The sequence below is a fragment of the Olegusella massiliensis genome (genome assembly GCF_900078545.1).
In the GTDB taxonomy this organism is placed as follows: domain Bacteria; phylum Actinomycetota; class Coriobacteriia; order Coriobacteriales; family Atopobiaceae; genus Olegusella; species Olegusella massiliensis.
In genome coordinates this window covers 1,143,467-1,167,604 of record NZ_FLLS01000002.1, presented here as the reverse complement: position 1 = coordinate 1,167,604, position 24,138 = coordinate 1,143,467, and the positions used below count along the sequence as shown (strand labels likewise).

The following is a 24,138-nucleotide window of genomic DNA, read 5'->3' as shown; positions in this document are numbered from 1 at the left end:
AATCAAATCCTACTGATAGAGGCTACCGGTATTCACCACAGGCTGAGCTTCAGATTCACCGCAAAGAACTACCATTAAGTTCGATGCCATGACAGCTTTGCGGTCGTCATCAAACTCGACAATACCTCCATCAGAGAGTTGAGACAGGGCCATGTCAACCATGCTGACTGCACCCTCAACAATCTTTTTACGTGCAGCAATAACAGCGTCGGCCTGCTGACGACGCAGCATTGCCTGTGCAATTTCAGGTGCATATGCCAAATGAGTGAGACGAGCGTCATCCACACTTACACCAGCAACACTTAGTTTGCGATCAAGCTCTGCTTTGAGCGTGGCAGACACTTCTTCAATATTGGAACGCAGGGTAATAGCGTTATTATTGTTATCCTCGTCTTCCATATGATCATAGGCATAAATACTTGCCACGTGACGCAGGGCAGTTTCGGTCTGCATCGACACATAACTCTCGTAGTTATCAACGTCAAAGGCAGCCTTTGCCGTATCGGCTACATGCCATACAACAACCGTTGCAATCTCGATGGGATTGCCCATCTTGTCATTAACCTTGATACGCTCACCGTCATGAGTGCGGGCACGCAGAGAAATGGTCGCTGATGTGGGCTTGCGCGTATCAAAAGACACACCTTCCTCACCCACTTTGAGACTTGAAGAAGAGTGCCCTAAAACAGCACCCAAACTCTTAGAGAAAAAAGGATTTGCCCAACGCAAGCCTTCATCGCGTACGGTGCCTTGGTATTGACCAAAAAGTACGCAAATGCGTGCTTGGCCTGGCTGTAGAGAAAAGAAACCATTGGAAACGATAATGGCGACAACAAAAATAAGCACACTCACAATAAGGCCAAGCACTGCTAGAACTGGCACGGGAAGCGCACTTTCGTCTGCTTGAATCATGCTTATGAGACTCAGCACAAAACAGGCAATGGAGCCAGCAAACATCAGCAAATCTATTGCAAGCATGCCCCAACCAGAAGAGACGTGTAATACTTTTTCTTTGCTCATAATGACATCCCTTTCAAAAGGCGCCAGAAAATGGCTAGAGCAACTCATAACTCAACGGTATTTCCGTACATGCAGAGCCAAATCACGCATGCGGTGAACTCATTGTGATATCACTTTGGTTTCTTGTCAAGCGACTTTTGTAGGCGTTTCTTTTTTATTTGCTTGCAACAAGCAAGCTACGTAATCCCCTAGTGCACCGCGTAATCTCAATGAAACTATAAGCAGCAAATTTGTTGCAACCTGAGGTTGCAACACACGGACTTTAGCTGCAGATTCTCTTAAAGCAAGTGATAGATGGGTGTATGAAAAAATCGTTGCACCCTGAGGTTGCAACGATTTCAGAACATTACTTTAGAACAAATCGGATTATCTAGTAGTCTTATTTCTGATTACCGGGTAGCTTGTTTTGGCATTGCTCAGGACGAGTTATTTATCCTGCTCAGGGTCGGCATAACGCCAATCACACCTTGCTAATATGATCGTTTACACGATATGACGCGTATTTTATGTATATATTTATTATTTTTTCGTTATATAGGATTATTCGCCTAAAAAGATTAATAAAAATAGGGTCTATTCAGACCCCTAATTAATACGATAAAATCCAAGCGAATTGCTGTGCTAAAAAGCATGGCTTTCCACATGTAAATGATAGGTCTGTTTCAACAAAAGGGAGGCACCATGAAGGGTTATGCAATGCTCAGGATTGGCGAGTCTGGCTGGATTGAGAAGGATACGCCTGCTTGCGGTCCACTCGATGCCATTGTCAAGCCGCTCGCTGTCGCCATCTGCACCTCAGATGTTCACACGCTCTGGGAAGGCGCCATCGGCGATCGCCACAACATGATTTTGGGCCACGAAGCCTCCGCCGAGGTTGTTGAGGTGGGCTCCGAGGTCAAGGACTTCAAGCCCGGCGACCGCGTCCTCATCCCCGCTATTACTCCTGACTGGAACTCTCTTGAAGCACAGGCTGGCTACTCCATGCACTCTGGTGGCATGCTCGCTGGCTGGAAGTTCTCCAACTTCAAGGACGGCGTGTTCTCCGAGTACTTCCACGTAAACGATGCCGACGGCAACCTCGCCCTTATGCCCGAGGGCATGAACCCTGCTGATGCCTGCATCCTGTCCGACATGGTACCTACTGGTTTCCACGCCGTCGAGCTTGCTGATGTCCAGCTAGGCGATACCGTCCTGGTCATCGGCATTGGCCCCGTGGGCCTTATGAGCGTCGCAGGCGCAGCCCTGCGTGGCGCCTCTCGCATCATCGCCGTCGGCACCCGCCCCGTATGCATCGAAGCTGCCAAGGGCTATGGTGCAACAGACTTCATCTCGTACAAGGATGGCCCCATCGATGAGCAGGTCATGGAGCTTACCGGCGGCAAGGGCGTGGACCGCGTCTGCATCGCCGGCGGCACCGTCGAAACTTTCGAGCCCGCCGTCAAGGCGCTCAAGCCTGGTGGAAAGATCGGCAACGTCAACTACCTCGGCTCGGGCGACTACATCAACATCCCGCGCGTCGAGTGGGGTGTTGGCATGGGTCACAAGGACATCCGCGGCGGTCTCATGCCTGGCGGACGCCTGCGCATGGAGAAGCTCTCCAGCCTCGTCACTGCTGGCCGTCTTGACCTGCACCCTGAGTGCACCCACGTCTTCCACGGTTGGGACCACCTCGAGGAGGCGCTGTTCCTCATGAGGGACAAGCCAGCAGACCTCATCAAGCCCGTTGTTGTCATCGACTAGGTTTTGTAGCACTTGTATGACTGAGGCCGCCGCCCTACGCGGCGGCCTTTTTTGGTTTTCATCTACTAGCACAGTAGATTAAGCAAGGAGCGTGCTGTGAAGATTCTCGTGGTTTCTGGTTGTCTTGGCGCAGGTAAAACTACCTTTATTCAGGAATTATTGCGCCGAACTGGCAAAGACGCCGTTATCTACGAGAACGAGTATGGCGAAGCAGATATTGATGCACGACGTCTACGAGCTGACTCTGATTTACAGGTATGGGAGTCCGTTGAAAACTGTATTTGTTGCTCGGGCAAGCAAGACTTTGCAAGTTCGGTGCTTACTATTTCAAATACCTTAGATCCTGAATATCTCATTGTGGAGCCTACGGGAGTTGCTCGCTTGGGAAACGTTCTGGACAATCTCTCACAGGTAGAGTGGGAGCGCATTTCGCAGCTAGCGCCCGTTGTGGTAGTAGATGCACTTTCATGGGTCCAACAACGACAGCATGCGCAGCAGATATTTGATGATCAAATCATACATGCTGCAACGGTAATCGTGTCCAAACTTGGAGCAACATCTGACGCAGATGCAATTCATCAGTTGGTAGAGCAACTCAACCCACAGGCTGAATTTGTTGCACTTCCTTATAAAAATATTCCTGATGAATGGTGGTCTCGTCTGTTCCTCCGGGGGCGCACGGGCACACTAGAAACTTCGGATGCAAACCATGCAGAAAGTCCTGAGTTTGAAACGATGGCTCTCGAACACGTAGAACTGCCGAGCCCCACTCATCTTATCTGGTTGCTTGACGCACTCTCAGCTGGTGTATTTGGCAAATTAGCTCGAGCAAAAGGTACGGTGAACTGCGGAAACCAAAAACTGCGCTTTGATTTGGTTGAGCGAAGCTGGGCTATTTCTGGCATCGAAGATACCCAAGAAGAAACGCGTTGCGTTTTTATCGGAGAAGAACTTTTGCGCTCGGGCCTGCGCGAAACCTTTGTGCCTGCTCTATGGCAAAAACATGCTGAATTGCGACACGAACATCATCATGCACATGACGAGCAGGAGCATGATCATAGCCACAACAAATAAGATACTTATATATAAAAAACCAGTGAGCTGTACATATAGCTTCATCGTCTGCTTTAGGACACTTACTCAGCTTGCCTGTAAGGTCTCTTGCAAAGCTGAGTTGAGCCCATCAACAGAACTCAACTCAGCGTGCCAGGATCTACTTTTTGAGATTCTTTACAATGCCCAGACCTCACTTTGGTTTTGCAACTGAACCATATGGGCAAATTTTCCATCACGCGCAAGCAAGTCGGCAGGACTGCCCTGCTCAATTACCTGACCATCCTCAAGCACCACAATCTTATCGGCTCTAGAAATAGTACGCATACGATGCGCAATAACAAGAGTGGTTTTGCCTTCCAATAATCTAGACAAGGCCTTTTGCACCTTGGTCTCGTTTTCCACATCAAGTGATGCCGTTGCCTCGTCAAGTAAAATAATTGGCGCTCGTTTAAGCATCGCGCGTGCAATAGAAATACGCTGACGCTCACCACCTGATAAGCGACTGCCGTTTTCACCAATTAAGGTCTGATAGCCATCAGGCATACGCTCAACAAACTCATCACAGTTAGCTGCTGCTGCCGCAGCAAGCACTTCTTCATCACTCGCATCGCGACGACCAATACGTATATTTTCCATCACACTGTTATCAAAGAGCATAACGTCCTGGAACACAATCGATATATGTCCATAGAGCGTCTCGGGATCAACCTCTGTTACGTCAACACCACCAATGCGCACGGCGCCTGCATTTGCATCCCAAAGACGAGCCACTAAGCGCGCACAGGTAGACTTGCCCGAACCAGAAGGACCTACCAACGCGGTAACTTCATCCTCATGTGCTATAAAACTCACCTCTTCAAGCACTTTTTCGGTACCTGTACCATAATCAAATCCGACCTTCTCAAAGCTAATGCTGTGATTTGCAGGCTGGAAATCCTCACTGCCCGTTGCAAGCGGCTCATCAAAAAATCGATTGAGACGAGCAGAGGAAAGCTTGCTCAGGATGAGCTCAAAAATGAGCGCAAATGACTGGTCAAACGGTGCATAAATACGTGATATAACCAGCAAAAACATAAAAAATGTCAAGAAGTCAATCGCGCCTGTACTAATAAGATATGCTCCAACCAAAATCGTCGTTGCAATACCAAGACGCAAAATCACGGTAGCACTATTGATAAAAAGTCCACCGACAAACTCTGCCTTCTGCATTGTTGATTCCGCACAATCAATCTTTGAGTTTAGTTGCAAAAGATAGGCATCAATTTGATTGGTTGCATGAATCTCACGAGCGTTATCGAGCAGTTCTTGCATACCGTCAGAAACTTCAAGCGACTTCATGCGAGCTTGATCCTGCAACGACTTCCACCAAGACTGTGAGCCAAAGAGTAATACGAATGCCAGAGGCACCGACCAAAGTGCAGCCAGGCTAAGACGCCAATCAAAGACAAAAAGACCTAGTGCGATGATAGCTGTTGAGATAATCGACCCGTACAGATAGCTCAATACATGAGACCACACGTGCTCTAGCTTGTCTACATCAGACATCATCGTCTCGGTAAGGTCAGCAAGGTCATGGCTGCCAAAGAAAGACAGAGGCAGCTTACGCAGGCGCTCGGCCAGCGAGATGCGGATGTGCGACACCTCGTCATAAACCGTACCGTAGGTGTTGATGTACTGTTGTACATGCGTAACAAACGAAAGTAGTAAAAAGACAAGACAGCCTAAGATATAAGGGAGCAGTGTAGGCATGCTCGCATCTTGCGTAACTACTGCCATCAAGTCGCGCATTGCCAAATAAAACAGAGACATTCCTGCCATGACTACAAGATTTACGATGACTGTCCAACAGATGCCCTTCTGGATATTTTTTGCTCCTTGGGCAGAGAGGCCATAGCGTTTTTGCAAATTCAACATCTTTTATGCCTCCTTTCCCGTGGATCGAATCTTCCAATTAATGGACTGCTGATAGTCCGCCCACATATGTGCGTAACGCCCATTTGCAGCAAGTAAATCGTCGTGATTGCCACTTTCAACAAGTTTGCCACCATCAAGTACCACAATTTGATCAGCATTGCGCACGGTAGTAAGACGATGTGCCACCATCAAAACCGTACGACCCTCTGTAAGACGTGCGAGAGCCTTTTGGATAAGCGCTTCGTTTTCTGGATCTGCAAAAGCGGTTGCCTCATCGAGCACCACAATAGGTGAGTTTTTGAGAATTGCACGCGCAAGCGCAATACGTTGGACTTCACCGCCAGACAGATAGGTGCCACCAGGACCAATAAGCTCATCAGCACCATTTGGCATTTTAAGCAAAATGTCATCACACTGAGCTGCACGCAAAGCGTCAAGAGCTTCTTCACGACTTGCCTCAGGACGAGCAGCCCGAACATTGTCAAGAATGCTGCCTTTAAATAGGCGATTATTTTGGAAGACAAAAGCAACTTGATTCATCAAGTCACTCTGAGCAATATTGCGCACATCTACACCGCCAACCAACACTCTGCCTGCCGATACATCCCAAAAACGCGGGACAAGCGATGCAGCAGTTGTCTTACCTCCACCCGAAGGACCCACCAAGGCAACAGTTGAACCTGCTGGTATAGCAAAACTCAAATCATTCAATGCATCAATTTTGCTGTTTTCATAACGAAAGCTCACGTGCTCAAAACTAATGGAGGAACCTGATGGATGCTCAATCACTGCTGCATCACGTAATACAGGAGCTTCGAGTACAGCTGAAATTCGTTCCATTGCATTATTAGCCTGCATGGTAAAATTTGCCGCAAACATAAGGCGTTGGAGAGCGGTCGAGACTACTGCAGAGAAAATGGCATAGAAGGCAAAATCGGCCAAAAAGTGCGGCAAATCTTTTGCTCCTGGAGCCAAAATCAACGCTGCTGGTACAAGTAGCGCTACTATGCCATCAATAAAAGTAAGATTGAGTGCTTGGGGCACGCGACAAAAATTGTTTGCATAACTTTGAGCAATATCGCTATATGCTTCGATAGCCTCATGGAAGGCTTTGAAACTATAGATGGTCTGCTGAAAAACTTTGATGACAGGAATGCCTCGAACATATTCCGTAGCTGCTTTATTCATACGGTCAAGGGCTGATTGATATTCATTTATATAGTTCATACCCTTGCCCGCCATCATCATGCTAACGCAGGCAATAGAAATCACAGCATCCAACAAACAGGCTAATCCCATGCGCCAATCAAAGACAAAAAGGAGGATGAGCATGCCAATGAACAATGCAGCGGTACCGCCTACATCAGGAAGCTGATGTGCCAAAAAGGCCTCGGTCAATCCTACCGAGCCATCAATGATGCGGCGGATTTCTCCTGATGCATGAGTATCAAAGTAGCCCAAAGGCACCTGCATCAAGTGCTGTGCACTAGCTTTACGCAGATTAGAAGCCGTACGGAAAGCTGCTACATGTGTGCACATTAGCGCAGCAAAATACAACAAAATACCGGCAATTGCAGAGGCGCACGCTATCCAACCATAGTGAGCTAACTGAGTCGCTTTAGCCCAGTTAGGAGCAACCGCAATCAGGTCACGTGCCACAAGCCAAATACAGATATACGGAACAAATCCCAATACCATAGCCAATACAGAACAAAGCACACCTAGATAGGTAAGAAAGCGATACTTACCTGCATATTTGAACATAAGGGCAATGCTTTTGTTTTGCTGCTGAGTCGCAGCGTTTCTTGCTGCCTTTTCAGCCATAGACACCTCTTTTCTTCAGACTTATCGTCGAGAGCAATAGTTATACATGGCTAACTATAATCTCATTAAAGTAATCTATCACTAACTTTTTGAACATGTATGTGTAATAGGGGCGCTGAATTTCTAAAGCGAACTGAAAAAGAAGGTTTTACCCTACGCTACTGATAAAGCACGCACGTTTCGCCCTAACCAACAAAGCCAAAGGGAGCTTGAATCTAAAATCTCTCAGTATCAAAATGAGCCACAACAATAGAGTCTGCTGTGTTATAGATACGAGAGGTTTTACGCCCATGATACGCATCATCACCGACTCTACGTCTTCAATCCCAAAAGCTTTAAGAGAGAAGCTAGATATTTGCTTACTCAACCTGACGGTTAATCATGGTGGTGCTAGCTACAGCGAAGGCGAGATGGATCTTGATGCCTTTTATTCAAAAATATACGAGATGATTGACGATATACCTACCTCAAGCCAGCCTTCTGCGCTCGCTGTAGAAACTGCACTTGAGCAGGCTGCTGTTGAGGGCAAAGAAGTCTTGGGCATATTCATTAGCGCTAAGATGTCTGGGGTTTTGGAAAGCGTCATAAGGGCTGCGCGGGAAATATCCGAAAGACATCCCTCATTTAACTATGCGCTCATCGATAGTATGACTAACTGCATGGAATTGGGCTGGCCTGTTATCTCTGCCTGCGCCTGTAGAGATGCTGGTGGCAGTCTGATGGATTGTGTCCAAGCTGCAAAAAAAACTATTTTGTTAACAAGGTTTTTGTTTGTACCAGAATCCCTAAGGTTTTTGGAAAAAGGCGGGCGTATCGGAAGGGCTTCAGCACTTCTCGGTAATGTGCTTCGTATCTCCCCTATCCTCACCGTACAAGACGGTATTGCAACAACCTTTACAAAGGTACGAACTCAAAAGAAAGCTTTGCAAAAGATCGTCGACACCTTCAAGCATGATATCCACGAAAAAGGCTTGGCAAATGTCACTGTTCATTACATCGGATTCAAAGACGTTGCGCAGGCATGGGCAACGGAGTGCATTGAGCCTATTGTCGGAAGAGAGGTCATGGTAACTCCTGCAAGCCCTGTAATTGGTGTGCACGTAGGTCCTGCAGTGGGGTTAGTCTACGAATGCCAGGAGCCTCTTTCTGCCAAACTTGCCTCAACGATGCCAGAGATAATTACTGCCTAGCATCCTTGTCTCCGATTTCGTTTTGCTCCATCAGCTCAATCACTTCTTATGCATCGTTGTGTTTTACTCCGAGCATTGCTGCAGCTCTCTCGTCTTGTCCTCCTATTTAGATATTGCTGCCGCGTGTGACATTATCAGAGCGCAGAGGACGGATGCTGCAATGGAAAAGAGGGCAACTATGCCCACAAATTGCACGAGTTCGGCGGACATTAGGGTGCCTCGTCCGTTGGCGTTTGATGCCAACGACATAAGCGCCCAAGGCCACCACAAGCCCCATCCTTTAGACGAGAGCAAAAGACCCGAGATACTCCCTACAAGTGCTATTCCTACTGGTGCGGCAAAGCTGCGCACGACTAATGACACAAGCAGTTGCACTGCCACCATAGCTATGCCCCCGATCCAGGCGAGTAGGAGATAGGCGATATAGTCACAGGACGGCAAAGCAGCAAGACCCACTGCTTTCCCACAGGCTACGAACAACGCCCCTGTCGCAGTAAGGGCGACACCCAGCATCACTGTGCCCACCACGAGCTTCGCGGCAACGATACGCCAAGAACCGACAGGACTCGTAAGTAATTGGTTCCAATTTGACCCCGCATGCTCGAGCCCCATGAGCCATGAGCAACCCGCACCTACAAGTGCAGGCAAAAAGAAGTAGAACTCAAACAGAGTATGCTGCGTCCAGAGATTTTCCCAGCCTGGCGTAAGTTGACCTAAATTTTGTTGGTAATTGAAGGTACCGATAACTGCCGCGATAAAAGGTAGCGTCACATAGACGATCCAGATGGGTGCGCGATGTAATTTATTAACCTCCGCACACAGAGCTTGCATCATCATGCTAGAGCTCCTTTCTTGAGAACCAAACGGACGAGACTGCGATGACTGTCGCACATATCGCAGCCAAAAGAGCTGCATCTCCCCAGGCAAATGGCACGATGTAGAAGGACATCACATGTGCAGCAGCGTCCCAGTTCATCCGTGCGCATGAAAGCAGGCCGAAGTAGCCACTAGGAATAAAACGCTGGATGACAGGCGGGAAAAAGAGACTAAACAGACCTGCGAGCGAGAGGGCAAGGCCCAGTGCGAGCGAGGCAAACTGATTCTCCCAACGCAGCGCAACTGCCTGTACAACAGCAGCCACTGTAAAGGTGGGGCCAATCTGACAAATGGCAAAAACTGCAAATTCGCCAACACCTACCTGATCAGTAAAGCTCTTATAGGCAGCAAGTATGACAAGTCCCCCAGTTTCTAGCGCGACCGTAAAGGTGATGAGCACGAGGCTACAGGCAAGCTTTGCGGCAAAGAGCGTAGCGGGACGCTGTAGACATAGGAGCTCCTTTAGAGCCCGTGCCTCGTGATCAGTCTCACACGCTTGAGATGAGATAATCGCAGCAAATAAAGTCAAAACGATAGAGTTTACAATTGGAGCCATATAGAGCAGGGATGTTGTTCCGTCCGATGAACCCTGGATAGTGCGTGCAGCGCTGGGCGCCATCCATATGAGGCAGAGAGCAGCAGTAGCAAAACAGATGAGCCATACCTTCTTGCGCCTGAGCTTAGCAAACTCAAGCATAAGCGCGCGCATCACAGATTCCTCCCCTCTGTGAGAGCAAGGAAAAGGTCTTCGATACTCTCGCTACGTTCTTCAATCCGCACGACGCCAATGTCTGCCCGTGCCAGTGCAAGGGAAAGACGCGCTACTGTCGCATCGTCGGCAAAGGAAGTCAGCAGCCAACCATCCTGTTTGGTGGCACCCAAGAGCACGGATGCACGTTGGTCATCGGTCGTGCGAAAGGCTAGCTGTCGCTTGGCAGATGCCCTCAACTCCTTAAGGGAACCTTGCCACACCATATGGCCTCGACTAATGATGCCTACCTGATTGGCCATCTGCTCAATCTCAGAAAGCAAATGACTCGAAACTAGGACCGTAGTGCCATGTGTCTGGGGTAGCCTACGGACGAGCGCACGCATTTCATGTATACCCTCGGGGTCAAGGCCGTTAGTAGGTTCGTCAAGCAGTACCAATTTGGGATTGCCAAGCAGCGCAGCTGCAAGTCCTAAGCGTTGCTTCATGCCCAGTGAAAACTGGCCTGCAAGCTTCTTGCCCGTATCGGCCAACCCCACCGTCTCGAGAACCTCATCAATTGACGAAACAGGAAGTCCCTTGAGCCTGCGAATGATATCAAGGTTCTCGCGTGCTGTAAGATGACGGTAACAACTCGGATTCTCTATGAGTGAGCCCACGTGTGCAAGAACCTCAAGACGGTTGACTCTTCCCATGCGCTCACCTAACACATCCACCTCTCCGGACGAAGGACGCACAAGACCCAAAATCATCTTCATGGTGGTGGACTTTCCTGCTCCGTTGGGGCCAAGAAAGCCATACACCGCTCCTTTTGGCACCCTAAGTTCGATGCCATCTACAACACGCGTGCCACTGTACGACTTGCTCAGTGCATGCGTAGCGATTGCCAATTCGCTCATCTTTTCCCTTCCTCACTTCTCTTTCTACGCAGCTTAAAAAGACCTGCCAACCATCTGAATCTTGTGCAAAAAACAAACTATCGATTAGCTATCCAAATCGCCATTTCAAGGCTAGAATCCGCAAATTTCACCTCGCTTTCCCCCACCTTTCATTTAGCTTTCATTTTTTGAGTAAGAAGGATGCCCTAAGAACACCCCTCTTACTGCTAGGCTAAAATGCAGGAAAACAGGAGGTAAGAGCATGAGAGATATATACGAGGCACGGATACTTGTGGTGGAAGACGATCCCACCCTTCGCGCACAATTGCTCGGACTTCTTGGTCGCGAGGGGTACCGCGATGTACACGGGAGTGCTACCGTGGCGGACGCCCTCTTCCTCGCCAGCACCTGGCAGCCACATCTCTACCTGCTTGATGTGATGTTGCCTGATGGCAACGGTTTTGATCTTTTACGTCGCCTGCACGAGACGAGCAATGCGCCCGCGCTGTTCCTCTCTGCCCGCGATGAGGATGCCAGCCGACTACGAGGTTTGGGATTAGGCGCCGATGATTATGTAACCAAGCCATTCTTACCCGCCGAGCTCTTGCTACGAATAGCTGCCGTATTACGTCGCAGTTATCGTCTACCCGAAGTACTTCCTACAATCGTGCTGGGAAAGACAACGGTTGATTTGGCAACAGGTGAAGTACATCGTGCTGGTAGCGCGGTGGCAACCCTCACTGCCAAGGAGCATGCCCTCATCAAGCGCTTATCTGAGAGTCGTGACCTTATTGTAACGACCGACGAACTATGCCGCAGCGTCTACGGAGATGAATTTGGCTATGCCAATGCTCTTGCAATCCTAATGCGCCGCCTACGCGAGAAGATTGAGGATGATCCTTCACATCCATACTGGGTGGTTACGGTACGCGGCTTGGGCTATCGCCTAGTGAACGAGGATACACAATGAAGGGGTTAGCGCGTACGCACATGCAAAATGGTCTGAGTGTTGTCGCATCCTGCATCATTGGCACCTCAGTCATCCTTATCACTAACGTTCTCATTGTGGCTGCGGTCACCTTGACGCTTTTCCTCACAGGTGCAAACGATACTGGTCCAACCGCTACAGAGGTATCTCAAGCACTCACCAAACGAGGTAGTACATATACTCTCTCTACGAATATGGTGAGGAACCTTCGCAAGCGCAACTGCTGGGCTTTACTTATCAATAAAGATGGACAGCTAGCCTGGGGTCTTGATGTGCCCGATGATGTACCCGCAAGCTATACCCCTGCTGACGTCGCATCTTTTGCACGCTGGTACTTAAACGACTATCCCGTATCCGTTTGGAGACACGGTGAGGGACTGGTAGTGGTAGGACTGCCAAAGAACTCGGTGTGGAAATACTCCTTCACATCGAGCTTCGCAGTATTAGGTGGAGATATTCTACTCGTCGTTGCACTTTTCTTTGTCGATCTGAGTGTGCTTGTCGTGCTCGCATGGCTATTTGCCCGTCGATCATGGAAACGGCGCGATGATGCGCGCAATGAATGGGTGGCGGCGGTTTCCCACGATGTACGTACACCGCTTGCGGCGGTTGTTACTGATGCAAGTGAACTGTTAGAAAGTCCTCATCTTGATAACGCAGAGCGGGTACGCGCTAAGCGCATTGTGACAAAGTCACAAGAAACAGCAGCGCTGCTTGCCGATCTCAACACGGCAAATCGTTTACGCTACTCCATGGAGCCAGTTGATACCTGCGGCGTGCACCTCGCAGCAGTTACACGCTCAGCGGTAGCAAGTTTCTTAGACGAGAAAACAGGTAATTGCGAACTAGAGCTGGCTGTAGCACCTACAGCTGAAGGCGTCTGCATACGTGGCAACGAGGCACTCTTAAAGCGCATGTTATCGAACCTCATAGGCAACAGCATCCGACACAATCCGCAGGGCTGCCATGTAACTGTATCGCTTGATATACGCACGGGATTGTTTGGATTGGCATTCGGACAACGCTGCGTGCTCTCCGTGAGCGATGACGGGCATGGATTTGGGGATGTGTTACTCCCGACACTTAAGAAGAAGTCGAGTGATGAGCTTCCCGAACACGGGCTGGGGCTTGTTATCGTGCAACGCATTGCTACAGCCCATGGTGGACGAGCAAGCTTCACAAACAATGAGGGCTGCGGGTGTACTTGTACCGTGGAGCTACCAATTGCAGTGCGGCGAACGTAAAGCATGAAGAGGTCGCAGTGAAGTAATAGAGACGCGGTATTGCAGCCTCTTCCATAGGTTTCTTCTTTATCTGACGTTATTAAAATGCAATTGCGCAGGCAGATCCTATGAGCAATACGACAAAAAGAAGGGCAAAAAGGGGCAATTCACGTAGTATGTCCAACACGGTATGCAGGATAGTGCCAAACAGGGAACCTTTAACACGGGAGTTTCTTGTATCAAAAGGACCAAAGCTGCCATCAGGCATAATGCGATGAAATATGGGGAAGTCAAATACCAGCCTCCGACCAGCCTTTGTCCCAGCAAGAATCATCAAAAAGAGGCCGATGCAATACCATGCTGCGCCATAGCCAATAAGCTCAATCACTTCTTATGCAAAAAGGGTCAGTCGAGATGACTGACCCTTTTGGTGCATATTTGTTTGCGGTGCCTCCGCTCTAAAAACTACAGTGCATGCCTGCCTTCGGTAATAGCTGCAAGCATCAATCCGCGCGAGCAGGCATAGGTTATCAACAAATAACCACCATATACCACCACGAATATCACGAGCACTAAAGTAGAACTTGAAACCAAATTCACAAAGCCAAACGATTCAATCAACTTGATCACAACTATGAGTGCACAGAGTGAGTGAGCCAAAGCAACTATCAAAGGCAAAATAAATGACACCGCAATTTGAGTTGCGAGTGAGCGACGTAGGAGCTTATCTGGGCAACCAAGCTCCGCTAAGGTGCAGTAGCGAGGAGCGGAGTCAGCAGAAGAAGAAAGCTGTTGAATTGCAAGAATAGTGGCACAGCTTACTACGAGTACAAATCCAATATATATTGCTAAATAACTAATGAGGCCAGATAGTGTATTTCCATTTTGCGTTGCTTCAGTTGCCGTGAGACTCATCACCTGAATCACATGATTTGTCTCTCCCTTATCAGCTTGGAACTGTTCAAGAATATCAATTGCCTTTTGAACTGAAACGTTTGCTTGCGCTACTGGTTTTATATAAGCGAGATTCAACACGGTCTCATAAGGTGTCCCTGCTTCTAGCACATCATCGGGAAGAATAAGAGTACCGGGGTTCATTGCAATAAGAGAATTTTCGATAGCAGCCGAAGGATCATCTATTAAGCCGAGCGTGGATGCATGAAGTTTGCGCCCTCCTACCTCGAGATCATAGCCCTTCCTCAGCATCTCCTTATAAAACTGTTTAATGCCACTGAGGGTGCAGCTAATTGCATACTCATCATCTGCGAGTTGAATTTTTGGCATACCCAAAATCTCACGAGTCGAATTGTAATCACTCAAGCTCATTGCAAACATACCCAATATATTGCCACTGGCATTCTTAAATGCATCGGGTAGCTCAATCCCAAGCTTATCCCCGATATTAGAAAGATGAACTGAGGTATGCTTACTTACTATTTTGTCAGTGCGGTACAGCGTTGATAAACTAGAAGTACCTACAGACGCAAGATCTACTCCCTCATCTGCAACAATCTGTTGAATATCTACTACCTTTGTCGTATCGGGGCCATATAGCACTTTAATTGAGGCGCTAAAAGGTGAAGAAGCGCGTGCCATCTCATTGAGCGCTGAACATATACTCATGCCACCTGTTACCGATGTGATCGCTAAAAACAGCACCAAAGAAACCACAGCCATTGACATGCAAGCTGAATTAATTTGAGAATCTACCTGTCGCATCGTAAAGGCGTTAAGATCGCGCCAATAATGCTTTGACCTGCGAAGCAATGAGGTGGCCACCGTAGCGAGGCCAAAGAATGCCAAAACTGTACCCACAATGACCATCACGGTAGTCACAACAAACTGCAAAGGATTTGCTCCAGAGTTAAAACCAGGAAATCCCCAAGTCAACAGACGATAATAGGCAATTCCCACCAATCCACAGCCAAGTACAAAGAGCGCAGTCGAAAGCGACACACTTTTGATAACTATATGCTCTTGTTGATGACGTGCAGATATTAACTCGATAAGCTTGAGTTTCCGTAGGCTATAAAGATTAAGCAGCGCCATCATCACAAAAATCAACGCAAAACTGACCAAGGTGATAAGCAATGCGTTCGTAGAAAAGAAGAAATGAAAGTGGGTTACTTTAGTGCGAAAGAGCGCTGCAGTCACAAATAACAAAAGCTGAGAGAGTAACATCCCCACCAAGATACCCACCACAAAGGAAATCAAAGCGACCATGAACGTTTCGAAGGTAATAATAAAAGACACCTGGGAGCGCTTCATACCCAAAACCTGATAGAGGCCCAGCTCCTGCTTGCGCCGACGCATTAGAAAATTATTGGCGTAGACCATAAGAAAGCCCATGATAATGGCAATAAACACCGTCAAGCCCGTAATGAAGGCCTCCATATTGCGCACGCCTTCGGCAGCACTTTTGTCAAGAAAATCCGCTTGGACTGCAATGCTGTTAAAGGCATAAAACACCGCTACACCCAGCACTAAGGTTACAAAATAGATTGAATAGTCGCGTGCAGAGCGCCTAATATTGCCAAAAGCAAGCTTAGCGAGCATCAGCACCACCGCCAATCGTTGCAACCACCTCAACGATGCGTTCATAAAAATTGCGGCGAGATATCTCTCCACGCCTCAGCTCGGTAAACAAGCGTCCGTCACGAATAAATATGACACGGCGGCAATAGCTTGCAGCAAATGCATCGTGGGTAACCATCAGCACAGTTGCGTTGTGGGCGCGATTCAAATTTTCTAGACGCTCAAGCAGGATACGACTATTTTTAGAATCAAGAGCACCAGTGGGCTCATCTGCCAATACGAGATCAGGATTGGTAACGATGGCACGAGCTGCAGCTACACGTTGGCGCTGACCTCCCGACATCTGAGATGGACGCTTGTCTAAAACCTCTGTAATGCCCAAAGTAGCAGCAACGGATTCCACACGAGATGCAATTTCTGCGGCAGCTACTCTGTCAATAGAAAGCGGCAATGCAATATTTTCGTATGCAGTCAGAGCATCAAGTAGATTAGAGTCTTGGAAAATAAAACCTAAATGCTTACGACGAAAATCTGCAAGTTTGCGCTGAGACAAACGAGAACTATCTTGGTCTCCTATCAAAATAGTGCCTGAGTCAGGCACGTCAATGGTAGCAATGCAATTTAGTAAGGTAGACTTGCCCGACCCAGAAGGACCCATGATAGCCACGAGCTCACCTTTTTGCACAGCAAAACTAACACCTGCAAGCGCACGGGTAACAGCATCTTTGTTTCCATAAGTCTTCTCAACATTGTTTACCTGCAAAATTACAGAAGCATCACTGCTCATTGCAGCATTATTTATTGTGCGAGCTGCAACATCGCTTGAGTTAGAAAAATGCTTGCCCGCGTCCACATCTTGTTTGTGTACAATCATCAGCTTCCCCTTCTGTTGTCAACACTGACAGCCGTCTTTTTGTTTGCAACAAACATCATGTCGCGACTCATCAGTCACTGCCATCGAAAGAGGTGACCTTTGCCTTACATCTTTGTAAGTTAAAAATATGTCGTACGAGTGCAGGTGCTTTATAAATGCTCATCTAAACCTTGGCAAGGAAAAGCGATGATAATTTTTGTCCAAGACCCCTGAAGGCTTTCCGCACGTAGAGAAAGACCCATTTTATGACAGAGGGTATAGGCAAGATACAACCCCAAACCAGTTGAACGTAAGTGCTGACGCCCATTTTCTCCCGTAAAACCGCGCTCAAAAATACGCGGAAGATCAGCCTGAGAAATACCGCATCCATTATCCGCAACACATAGTTCTACTCTCTCATTTGCCTTACCCTTATCCAGCATTTGGGCAGAAAAAGAAAGCTTTGGTACTCGAGGATACCCCTGTGTATCTGCACAATACTTCACCGCATTATCAATAAGCTGCCCCAAAATAAAAATCATCCATTTGGAATCACAAGGCACTATTGGCGCAGGATCTCCTAAACCTTGAAAGTCTAGATGTATCTTGCAAGCAATAAGATTTCGTGCACGAGATTTAACTGCCGCGTGCACCAAATCATCAAGCGCACACTGTCGAATAAGATAGTCATTCTCAACCGATGAGCTTCGCGCAAAGAAGAGCGCTTGCTCAACATATTCTTCCACGCGACTAAGCTCCTGCGCATAGGGACGCAAACGCGAATCATGTAAGTTTTCAAGCATAAGCCGCTGGGCTGCTAAAGGCGTTTTAATCTCATGCACCCAAGTCTCAATATATTCGCGATATGCGGCAGTTTGAGCTTGCTGCTCGCCTATTTTGTTCCGCGCTTCACGGGTAAGCTTATTGATGGCTTGCCAAGTAATCTCGCCTTCAGCAAAATCTGGACGTCTCAGTTGTGTAGCGCTAGCAAAAGGATCAACATCCTCTGCAGAAAGACGCATCAGCGCATCCATAAAACTTTTTTCATGCGCATAATTACTCAAGCCTGACAGCAAACAAAAGAAAAATATGCACAGAGAGACGAGCAAGGCTGGATCATGCTCAAGACCCATCTGCTGTAATAACAAAAAAGGTAATACCGATGCAGCGAGTGAGGCAATAGTGCTTGCTAGGTGAGCACGCAGATAATCAAGAGGACTCATGCAGAATATCCTCGTCCACGATGAGTAGTGATGTAATCATTTACCCCAATGCGCCCTAAAGTCTGACGCAGACGATTCATGTTGACCGTGAGAGTATTGTCATCAACAAAGCTATCGGAGTCCCACAGTGCTTCCATGATTTCTTCGCGCGATATAACCGCGCCTTCACCACGCATCAGCAATTCAAGAGTGCGCAATTCATTTTTGGTTAGTTCAATGCTTTTTCCCTCATGACTTGCAGTAGAACGCAGTACATCTAGTGTGAGGTTTTTCCAGCTTATACAACGTCCTGCTTCCATAGCAGATTGAGTACGACGAAGTATCGCATCAATATGGGCAAGCAAAACCTGCCCATTGTAGGGCTTTGCAATAAAGTCATCTGCACCCAAAGAAAGGCTCATGAGTTCATCAAGTTCGCTCGCACGACTTGTAAGGACCACGATGGGGATATCAGAACGTTGACGCAATTCGCGCGCTACATACTGACCATCAGTACCTGGCAAGCCAAGATCAAGCAGGACTAAATGCGGGTTTGACCTAATGGCTTCTGTTGCAAGATATTTGAACGACGAAGGTTCAATGACTTCATGTCCTGCGTTTTGCAAAAGGATTGCAAGCTGAGTACGAACTGCTTCATCATCCTCTATGACAAAAATACGTGCCATATTAAAGGTACATCCCTACCACAAATGAAAGCGCTGCAAAGAGCAATGGTTGCAGACAATGTCAGTATCCCTGCGCCAATGATGAAAGGTGCAGTACCCCAACGAACCTTCTTAATGCTACGAGCAGAACTTGAGCTGGTCAAGTCCATAATGAAGGTCGTTATAACCTGCGTTGTCAACACGGGGGCACCAAGCGACGTCATGGTTTTGATGGCAAGAGCACGAGTAAGATTGAAGAGATAGCCTTCGAATTCAACTATTGGAAAGAATCAGCCATCATATGCTCAAGAAATCAACTAAGCATCACTATCTTTTAGTCGTTTATCTGACGTTATTAAAATGCAATTGCGCAAGCCGATCCTATGAGTAATACGACAAAAAGAAGGGCAAAAAGGGGCAATTCACGTAGTATGTCCAACACGGTATGCAGGATAGTGCCAAACAGGGAACCTTTAACACGAGAGTTTCTTGTATCAAAAGGACCAAAGCTACCATCAGGCATAATGCGATGAAATATGGGGAAGTCAAATACCAGCCTTCGACCAGCCTTTGTCCCAGCAAGAATCATCAAAAAGAGGCCGATGCAATACCATGCTGCGCCATAGCCAATATCAAAATTTGCAAACAGCTCCGACGAAGCTCTGGTGTCCGAAGCAACTTGAATAAGACGAATCAACGCTGCGAGCACCACAGGTGCAAATAGTGCAAAAAGACTCAAACAGATGAGCATCATCACACGGGGCGGTGTATAAAAACTCAGATCAACAGGTACCCAAGTATCCTGCTGACGCTCAAAAAGTACAGGTGGCGCTACAGATGCTTTGAGTTGCTTATCCTTACTACTGGTGACGTAGCGAAGTGTATTGCCATCGCGCTCTGCACTAATGACACCATTGTCATAAATAACATGTGTTCCGCTTGTGTCGCGATCTTGTCCAAGTATCCCAAAGAAAAAAATTCCTGCGACTCCAGCAACAGCTGCCGACATACCTAACCATTCGTACCAAACTTCGTATACCCCGCGGAATAAATACAGCATAACGAGCAGCACTACAAGTGTTGCCAGTCCTGCTTCGATTGCCCACTTGTAGTCATGTTTGTACCGCGTGGTGTTTATCGCAACGCGTCCAGTCTGACCATTCACGGCAGCAAGTGTTGCTTTTCCCTTCTTTATAAAATAGAGGGGCAAAAGCGTGGTGGTATTTATCATATTGTCGATAGACGGTGTAATGCCAATTCCTTGTGTACCAAACTTTTTTGCAAAGATAGGTGAATAGTCATGACGTACTTCTTCGGCAATGCGTTTTTCGAGCTCTGCCTCACTCACATCCTGTAACTTTACTTTCTGTCCCGCAATCCAACCGAACTCAAACTCGCGAATGCCCGATGAGTCAAAGGGCTCAACGGCATCAAGTAGTTCGTTATCAAGGTTACTTACCGTATTGACTGGCGTATCCTTAAGCTCGCCAGCGCAATGATAGGTACGTGCGGAGTTATCCTGCGAAACATCGCATACAACAGAACCTGCAATATATTGGTAAGGCAGATAAGCTCCCTTGAGGTTGGAGATTCTCGTCCTAAGCTTGCGAGCTTCAGGAGTGCTTGCGTGAGAGTCGCACCATGCAGTAAGTTGTGCCGCTGCCTCGGCCTTTGTAAGAGCAAAAGGAATGATAGTCCAAGGCATATTGCTAGCATCTGTAAACTCAGATCGCACGAGCTTGCCTCCGCAATAGTCGCAGATGCCTCCCGCTTCGCCTTCTTCTACTGAAATTTCTGCTCCACAGTTAGGGCAGTTGTAAACTACGCGCGGGTACTCGCGTGCCTCTAGTGCCACACGTTGCTCACCAGTTTTTTGGCGCGCCTTAAAACTAGCAAGAGCATCGCCCACAGAGTCAACGTTTCCGCAGTACGTACAACGATACGATTGCGTCATGATGTCAAAGTCGGCCTGTTGTCCACATGAGGAACATTTAATAAGGAAAGGGGACTGTTCACGTGTCATATGAAAATCTCCTCACTATATTGGTATCGTCACGCAATATATAAGACGGCACCAGACCAGTAGCTTCTACTTTTTAGCAAGCGAAAACCGCTCTGTTGGACTTAACAGATTGACTTTGCTCACTCTAATTTAGATTAGATAGAGCAGAATTACTTTTTTCTGAAGCGATGCCTATAGAGAACTAGGCAGATGCAAGATTGCTGATGTTAACTACTCGAACCATAGATGGTTCAAGTTTCGACGCCTCAAACAAAAGATGGTTCGAGTTTCGAAGTAAGCAAGCATAAAAGCGCAGGTCAGATTTTCCTCTAGTTCGAGAAACGAACCATCTATTGAAAAAAGGTTCGAAGCTTGAACCATTTGTCGCTGAACAGTCCGACAAACGAACCATCTATCGAAATTTCTTATAGAGCGCCTTCGAAAAATCCCACGCTCATGCTGTTTGGCAGACAGGTCAATAGCATATGCTTATTAAAGTAACGCCAGCGTATACCCCATCAAAAAAGGTCTGACCATTCCGTACGGAAATCTGTCCTGAGCTCCCACCATCAATCAGCCGCGACCACGCATGTCCTTGCGAGCAAATCATGGAGAGCGAGGCCTTTCTTACTCACAAAGACCAAAACTGCTGAAATCATAGTAATCACGTATGCCACAGCCAAAAGAGGAAGTTCCACATAAGAGCCGATTAACAAAGTAAGAGCTTGGCGAAGATACGTACCCGCAAGCGTAGATATGCCTTCCACAAGTAGTAGCCCCAACATCTGGCGCATAAGCATGGTTCGAAGATCAAGATCCTTGTTATCTTGATGCTCTATGCGCAGTCTGAAAATCCGTTTACCTAGCGTTTGCCCTCGCCAAATCTTTAGTGGAATCACCACGAAGTAGACAAGAAATATCATCAATGAGGTGGCACAAACCACATACGACCAACCTACGCTTAAGCCTTTAGCTGGAAATACATAAAGACTCGTAAAAAGTTCATGAGTTCCGCATAAAAGATTAAAGATAACCACACCTGGAAAACCTATGAGAATACCAGAGAGAGTCCAATCTATAACATACGCACTTATACGACGCCAGATATGGTTGTGCATACTGCGAACTTCGTAAGCGCTTTGCTTATGCGTATTGTCTGGTTGAATCTTAGCCTTGGACACTGCTCTCTCCTCTCAGCCACTCGATACCCCTACCTATACGGATTAATCCCTCTTCAAGCTTGCTACGAGGACATCCTATACACATACGGAGATAACCCTCACCCGCACTACCATAGGTATCACCCCGCATGATTCCAACTTCTCCCACGTTAACTAGGGCGTTCTGGAGACTTGCTGTAGAGTAACCCAACCTACTTACATCCATCCAAGCAAGATAGGTACCATCTGGAATTTCAAAACGTATCTGGGGATAGTTTTCTTGCAACCACTCTTTTAGATATCGCATATTTCCACGGATGTACTCACAGAGTTGGTCTACGTAATAGTCGCACTCCCGATACCCCGTTATGGTTGCATGCATTCCTAGAACTGTAGCTGAGTTGAGGAAATCTACATGACGGGTGTGGTTGATAAAGGCCTCACGAACATTTGTGTCAGGGATAATAAGATATGAGCCGCCCAGAGCAGGCGTGTTGAATGTTTTTGATGCAGATGAAACCGTAATAATCTTGCTCCATGTACCCACATAGTCCAAACCAGATATGTGAGGACGTCCGCAGAGATTGATATCTGCATGAATCTCATCCGTAACTAGCCAGAGATCGTGACGAGAGCAAAGGCTAATCACTCTTGCTAACTCCTCACGAGTCCATATACGACCAGTGGGATTGTGGGGTGAGCAAAGCAAAAACATGCCACAATTTGGTGCAAGCTTCTCCAACTCATCGAAATTCATAACAAACTTGCTGCCGTCCCACACTAAAGTACTCGTAACCATATGCCGTCTATTACCTGTGATGGCGCCAGGAAACGAATCGTACATTGGATTGAGACTCAGGACACCTTGGTTAGTCTTAGTTAGTAGACGGACAAGAAGAGAGACAGAGTACATGACCGAAGGGCTGTAAAGTACCCAATCTTCAACGATCGAAGCGCTATAACGTCGTAAAAACCAGTCAGCAACAGCACCCTTAAAATCATGATGGTTCCAGCGGGTGTATCCGTAAAGCCCCCTAGAAGCAACATCGGTGACCTTACGTACAATGGGCTCAGGCGTAGTAAAATCCGTATCGCTAATAGAAAAAGGTAGAATGCCTGGCTTTCCAAACCTATCCTGAATGTAATCCCATTGAGTACAATATGTCCCGCGACGATCATGCACTATATCGAAGTTATGAATGGGCATTTATCCCTCCAAAATAATTTTGGTCTTGGGAGCTTGGTTGAGAGGGTGCCCATATCCATCTTTGAGAAGGACATCGTCTTCAATACGGATGCCTCCCAATCCAGGAATATAGATGCCGGGTTCGCAACTCATACACATACCCTCTGCAAGCCGAAAGTGTTTACCTGGACGCAGAAGCGGTAACTCAGTGTCATTATCAACGCCAATACCATGGCCTAGACCATGGTTGAAATATTGACCATATCCAGCTTTCTCAATTATAAAGCGGGCAGCTCTATCCACATCTTCAGAGTCCACATTCAAAGCAATAGCAGCAATACCAGCAAGCTGTGCTTCAAGTACAACATCATAGATATGAGAGAGCTCTTCTCGTGGCTCGCCAAAGAAAACATTCCTTGTTATGTCAGACTGATAGCCCTCATATTGAACACCAAAATCCAACATGAGATTATCACCATATCGAATCTCACGCGATGTCGGGCGACCATGAGGCAAAGCTGTGCGCTCTCCTGCAGCAACGATAGTATCAAAAGCCATTTTTTCGGCTCCGCGTCTCACTGACTCAAATTGTAAGAGCGCGGAGACTTCATGCTCAGTCATACCTACCCTGAGTTTGGGCACTACTGCAGCAAAGACATCGTCTGCCAACTCTACAGACGCTTGCAGATGTATCACCTCGTCAGGTGTCTTAATCATACGAAGACGTGCCATCTGATCGGTAAGAAGCACGGGTTCTTCAACAAACTGCTGAGCCGTCTGGTAAGTTTCAGCTGATGTAGCTTCTCCCTCTAAACCAATCCTCTTCCAGCCTTGCCGAAATGCAAGTTCTTTTAGACGTATCCATAGATTACAACTTGATTGGCTGGGAAGAAGGTCAATGACAAGGTCATGTTCTTGTTCACGTGCTTCAGTTATATAACGACCATCTAAAAGCAAGCGCTTATCATCAGCAGCAATCAGCACAAAACAGCCGCCACCCGTTAGAGTGCCCATCCATCGCTTCATAGCCTTTGAACAGATGAGAATTGCATCTAGTTCTTCTTGGTCAAGAAGTGCTCGCACATCCTCAATGTGGCGTGCCATCTTTTTCTCCCAA

At 47.4% G+C, this 24,138-nt stretch carries 20 protein-coding genes; 5 read left to right on the top strand and 15 right to left on the bottom strand.

The features are described from left to right. Window positions 1-9: 9 nt before the first annotated feature. A complete protein-coding gene (locus BN4314_RS05455) occupies window positions 10-1,020 on the bottom strand; it encodes an SPFH domain-containing protein (protein ID WP_068540221.1) in 1,011 nt (336 codons plus the stop codon). A gap of 681 nt (window positions 1,021-1,701) precedes the next feature. On the opposite strand from BN4314_RS05455, the gene BN4314_RS05450 reads away from it, so the two are divergent. Beyond that, a complete protein-coding gene (locus tag BN4314_RS05450; RefSeq protein WP_068540220.1) occupies window positions 1,702-2,760 on the top strand; it encodes an NAD(P)-dependent alcohol dehydrogenase in 1,059 nt (352 codons plus the stop codon). Window positions 2,761-2,856: 96 nt separating this feature from the next. Further along, a complete protein-coding gene (locus BN4314_RS05445; protein WP_021735757.1) occupies window positions 2,857-3,834 on the top strand; it encodes a GTP-binding protein in 978 nt (325 codons plus the stop codon). Between the two features lie 156 nt (window positions 3,835-3,990). On the opposite strand, the gene BN4314_RS05440 is transcribed toward BN4314_RS05445, so the two are convergent. Both BN4314_RS05440 and BN4314_RS05435 read right to left on the bottom strand, forming a co-directional pair. Further along, on the bottom strand, window positions 3,991-5,730 hold the full coding sequence (locus BN4314_RS05440; RefSeq protein WP_068540219.1) for an ABC transporter ATP-binding protein: 1,740 nt from the start codon (window positions 5,728-5,730) through the stop codon (window positions 3,991-3,993). Between the two features lie 3 nt (window positions 5,731-5,733). Further along, window positions 5,734-7,554: an ABC transporter ATP-binding protein gene (locus tag BN4314_RS05435; protein ID WP_021735780.1), complete on the bottom strand. Its 1,821-nt coding sequence runs from the start codon at window positions 7,552-7,554 to the stop codon at window positions 5,734-5,736. Between the two features lie 290 nt (window positions 7,555-7,844). Here BN4314_RS05435 and BN4314_RS05430 point away from each other — a divergent pair, with 290 nt between their 5' ends. Next, window positions 7,845-8,744 (top strand): DegV family protein, encoded by a 900-nt coding sequence (locus tag BN4314_RS05430; protein WP_021735718.1) that lies wholly within the window; start codon window positions 7,845-7,847, stop codon window positions 8,742-8,744. A 102-nt stretch (window positions 8,745-8,846) separates the two neighbouring features. Here the strand turns inward: BN4314_RS05430 and BN4314_RS05425 are convergent, their stop codons facing one another. Genes BN4314_RS05425 through BN4314_RS05415 form a run of 3 tightly spaced genes read right to left on the bottom strand, consistent with a single transcriptional unit; the run spans window position 8,847 to window position 11,228 of the window. Continuing rightward, on the bottom strand, window positions 8,847-9,581 hold the full coding sequence (locus BN4314_RS05425) for an ABC transporter permease (RefSeq protein ID WP_068540218.1): 735 nt from the start codon (window positions 9,579-9,581) through the stop codon (window positions 8,847-8,849). Window position 9,582: 1 nt separating this feature from the next. Further along, on the bottom strand, window positions 9,583-10,329 hold the full coding sequence (locus tag BN4314_RS05420; protein ID WP_068540217.1) for an ABC transporter permease: 747 nt from the start codon (window positions 10,327-10,329) through the stop codon (window positions 9,583-9,585). Beyond that, window positions 10,329-11,228: an ABC transporter ATP-binding protein gene (locus BN4314_RS05415; RefSeq protein WP_068540216.1), complete on the bottom strand. Its 900-nt coding sequence runs from the start codon at window positions 11,226-11,228 to the stop codon at window positions 10,329-10,331. Before BN4314_RS05415 ends, BN4314_RS05420 begins: the two co-directional genes overlap by 1 nt. Window positions 11,229-11,469: 241 nt before the next feature. Between BN4314_RS05415 and BN4314_RS05410 the strand changes: the two genes are divergently transcribed. After that, entirely contained in the window at window positions 11,470-12,177 is a 708-nt protein-coding gene (locus BN4314_RS05410; RefSeq protein WP_068540215.1) for a response regulator transcription factor, read from the top strand. Continuing rightward, window positions 12,174-13,439, top strand: coding sequence for a sensor histidine kinase (locus BN4314_RS05405; RefSeq protein ID WP_082911177.1), 1,266 nt, complete (start codon window positions 12,174-12,176; stop codon window positions 13,437-13,439). The genes BN4314_RS05410 and BN4314_RS05405 overlap by 4 nt, the downstream gene beginning before the upstream one ends. A gap of 79 nt (window positions 13,440-13,518) precedes the next feature. Here the strand turns inward: BN4314_RS05405 and BN4314_RS05400 are convergent, their stop codons facing one another. From BN4314_RS05400 to BN4314_RS05355, 9 genes are all read right to left on the bottom strand, one after another. Continuing rightward, window positions 13,519-13,806 (bottom strand): hypothetical protein, encoded by a 288-nt coding sequence (locus BN4314_RS05400; RefSeq protein ID WP_021735797.1) that lies wholly within the window; start codon window positions 13,804-13,806, stop codon window positions 13,519-13,521. Window positions 13,807-13,883: 77 nt separating this feature from the next. Further along, complete coding sequence (locus tag BN4314_RS05395) at window positions 13,884-16,019, bottom strand: FtsX-like permease family protein (protein WP_081700952.1); 2,136 nt, start codon at window positions 16,017-16,019, stop codon at window positions 13,884-13,886. Then, entirely contained in the window at window positions 15,964-16,740 is a 777-nt protein-coding gene (locus BN4314_RS05390) for an ABC transporter ATP-binding protein (RefSeq protein ID WP_035098597.1), read from the bottom strand. The genes BN4314_RS05395 and BN4314_RS05390 overlap by 56 nt, the downstream gene beginning before the upstream one ends. A 236-nt stretch (window positions 16,741-16,976) precedes the next feature. Next, the gene (locus tag BN4314_RS05385; RefSeq protein WP_068540214.1) at window positions 16,977-18,029 is read right to left on the bottom strand and encodes a sensor histidine kinase; all 1,053 of its coding nucleotides are present in this window, start codon (window positions 18,027-18,029) and stop codon (window positions 16,977-16,979) included. After that, window positions 18,026-18,694 carry a response regulator transcription factor gene (locus BN4314_RS05380; protein WP_068540213.1) on the bottom strand — a complete coding sequence of 223 codons (669 nt, stop codon included), beginning with the start codon at window positions 18,692-18,694 and terminating at the stop codon, window positions 18,026-18,028. Before BN4314_RS05380 ends, BN4314_RS05385 begins: the two co-directional genes overlap by 4 nt. A gap of 334 nt (window positions 18,695-19,028) precedes the next feature. Beyond that, a complete protein-coding gene (locus tag BN4314_RS05370) occupies window positions 19,029-20,696 on the bottom strand; it encodes a hypothetical protein (RefSeq protein ID WP_068540211.1) in 1,668 nt (555 codons plus the stop codon). Between the two features lie 548 nt (window positions 20,697-21,244). Further along, window positions 21,245-21,856, bottom strand: a complete 612-nt coding sequence (locus BN4314_RS05365) for an RDD family protein (protein ID WP_068540210.1) — start codon at window positions 21,854-21,856, stop codon at window positions 21,245-21,247. Beyond that, window positions 21,843-23,042 carry a MalY/PatB family protein gene (locus BN4314_RS05360; protein ID WP_068540209.1) on the bottom strand — a complete coding sequence of 400 codons (1,200 nt, stop codon included), beginning with the start codon at window positions 23,040-23,042 and terminating at the stop codon, window positions 21,843-21,845. Before BN4314_RS05360 ends, BN4314_RS05365 begins: the two co-directional genes overlap by 14 nt. Then, window positions 23,043-24,125 carry a M24 family metallopeptidase gene (locus BN4314_RS05355; RefSeq protein WP_068540208.1) on the bottom strand — a complete coding sequence of 361 codons (1,083 nt, stop codon included), beginning with the start codon at window positions 24,123-24,125 and terminating at the stop codon, window positions 23,043-23,045. Window positions 24,126-24,138 lie beyond the last annotated feature (13 nt).